This is a genomic window from Acidimicrobiia bacterium (genome assembly GCA_029210695.1).
Lineage (GTDB): Bacteria > Actinomycetota > Acidimicrobiia > Spongiisociales > JAHEDJ01 > JAHEDJ01.
In genome coordinates this window covers 3,624-6,257 of the sequence record JARGFH010000106.1, presented here as the reverse complement: position 1 = coordinate 6,257, position 2,634 = coordinate 3,624, and the positions used below count along the sequence as shown (strand labels likewise).

General features: G+C 59.1%; 2 protein-coding genes. Both read right to left on the bottom strand.

From position 1 onward, the window contains the following. Positions 1 to 59: 59 nt before the first annotated feature. The gene (locus P1T08_18035; GenBank protein ID MDF1597979.1) at positions 60 to 416 is read right to left on the bottom strand and encodes a hypothetical protein; all 357 of its coding nucleotides are present in this window, start codon (positions 414 to 416) and stop codon (positions 60 to 62) included. An 85-nt stretch (positions 417 to 501) separates the two neighbouring features. Beyond that, the coding region (locus P1T08_18030) for a hypothetical protein (GenBank protein ID MDF1597978.1) at positions 502 to 2,634 on the bottom strand (2,133 nt) is incomplete at its 5' end.

The following is a 2,634-nucleotide window of genomic DNA, read 5'->3' as shown; positions in this document are numbered from 1 at the left end:
CAACAGTGGGTATTCCCTCTCAGGAGGTGGGGAATTTCAGTGAGCAGGTCTGGGGAGTTTCAATGAGCGTGGTCAGGGTCGGCTAGCAAATCGTCCACGAGCACCCATCCGGCTTCGCGGCCGCCGTTGGCTGCAGCCAGTTCAGACCGGTTGTCCGGCGCGCACGTGTTCCATAGCGCCCAATAGGCAGCGGATCTGGGCTCCCCACCATCATCGGAGGCTCGTGCAACCGGCGGAAGCTCGCTGATGATCACCGGGATGTCTGATGTTGCCGCAAGAGTGGTTATGACCTCATCCTGCGGCTCGAGCTGCGCCGTAGTCTGAGGATCTCCGCCAGAACAACCCACAAGCGCGACGACACTGAGCAACAACAGCACCACGGCGGCACTTCGCGACCCGCTCATTGTCATACTCATGCGCACCAAGTTACCCCTTGCCTCGAATGAAGGGGCCCGGCTGGCAGCCGGGCCCCTTCGGTTGGTATCCAACGGTGTGCTGCGCCTATGGGCTGCAGAGCAAACCGTTGTTGTAGTCGTCCAACAGCGTTGCCAGTGCATTGGCTTCGGCTGCCAAGGGGTCCTTCTTGTCGAAGTAGCTAGGAGGTTTGCCCTTACCGTCCCAGGCGGAATTTCCGTCCGGGTAGCCATTGAAGTCTATCGATACCAGCAAAGCGTCCGCATCTGCGACTGCGTCAACCACTGCGGAACAGGTCTCGGCGCCGGCGCCGAGGTTCAGCTTCGCTGCTAGCAACGCAGTTGCCATGTTGAAGGCTGGATCGCTTGCCATCTTGTCACCATCGCCGACAAGTGCCGGAACGCCGATCTCCCTCTTGTCGAGGATGTCGACCCCGATCTCACAAGTCGTGATCGCGAAGTTGCCGATCGTCGTTGGGATCAGATCGTCGAGCAGGAAGAAACCTTCCGTCGCGCCGCCGTTGGCAGCAGCGGTGTCCTGCTGACCGCCACCGGTGCACGTATTCCAGTTCTTCCAGTATCCCGGCGTGCGTGGCTCGCCACCGGGGAACCGGTTGTCGACGATGAACGGAAAGACGTCGCCCGCCGTTGTCGGTGCTGCGAAGTTCACACAGCGAGTGTCGTTGACGGCATCGGCCGTCCCGTAGTTGGGATCCGGGTCGTAGACCTGCAGCAGGCCGCTGCCTATGAGGTCAGCCTCTCCTCCAACAAACGGTAGGGTCTCGCCGGTGTCGATCACTCCGTTGCCGTTGGCGTCAACACCCCACTGCAGTGTCCAGCCGGCTGGTATGCCGGTTTCGCACATGGTGTAAGTGTCACCCATGACCAACGCGGTCTGGAACTCGAGCAGAGTCGGGGGCGTACTCAGCGTTTCGAGCGTCGTTGCACCCTTTCTGAGCTCAAAGGTCCAGGTCTTGTCGGCAGGCGTTGGTGCACCGTCGGTCAGCTTGAGCACGTCGACGAAGCTGGCTTCGCAAGTCACCGTGACCGATGCGTTGTCGGACAGGTTGTTGTTGTCACCTTTCAGCGTGGCTGTGTTCGGATAGTTATCGGTGTCAACACCGTTGGTGTAATCACCGCGATTGCTCGAACAGGTGAACGACTCGTTGTAGGTGAACGTCTGCGACGCCGAAATCGACGCCGGGAACCCTGATGGAGCCCGGTCATCATCCAACGTCACCGAGTCGTCACCGATCAGGTTCTCGGTGAACGACACGCCAGCAATCCCTGTCTGGTCAGCGTTACCGACCGCAGAGACGGTGGCTGTGTTCGACGTCGCCAAATCATCCGTTGGAGAAGCGGTATAGCTGCAGACCAACTGGCCGCCCGCCACGATATCGATCGGGAACGCCGCACCACAGTCGACAGACGCAACAGTCGTGTCGTTCAACACATCTGCAACACCGGTGACGGTCTGTGTAACAGCCGACGGGTTGCTGATCGTGATCGAACCGGTCACTGCATAGTTGTCAGACACCTCGGTCTTACCCACATACAACAACCAATCCGTCGGGAACGTGTCACCCGCTACACCGACATAGTCGGACACATCATTGCCCTCAGTATTGACGTTCTTCACCAGTTCCCAGGTCACGGTCCGGTCATACGTCCCGGCTGCAGTCTTAGCGACCGTCAACACCGGCAACGTGCAATCCAGCGTGATCTTCGCATCGTCGGACAGATTGATATTGCCGTTCAAGGATGCGGTGTTGACTACCTCAGCCGTATACGAACCATCCGTGCCATAAGCACTCGGATTCGTCGGGCAGACGAAGTCTTCCTCGAGTGTGAAGTTCGCATCACCGCTCACCGCCTCCGAGAAGGCCGCGAAACGATCATCCGTCAACGTCCCCGAGTCATCACCGATCAGGTTCTCGGTGAACGACACGCCAGCAATCCCTGTCTGGTCAGCGTTACCGACCGCAGAGACGGTGGCTGTGTTCGACGTCGCCAAATCATCCGTTGGAGAAGCGGTATAGCTGCAGACCAACTGGCCGCCCGCCACGATATCGATCGGGAACGCCGCACCACAGTCGACAGACGCAACAGTCGTGTCGTTCAACACATCTGCAACACCGGTGACGGTCTGTGTAACAGCCGACGGGTTGCTGATCGTGATCGAACCGGTCACTGCATAGTTGTCAGACACCTCGGTCTTACC

Excerpts from the sequence above, each read along its gene's own strand:
- P1T08_18035 (MDF1597979.1), bottom strand. The coding sequence starts at position 416 with ATGAGTATGACAATGAGCGGGTCGCGAAGTGCCGCCGTGGTGCTGTTG.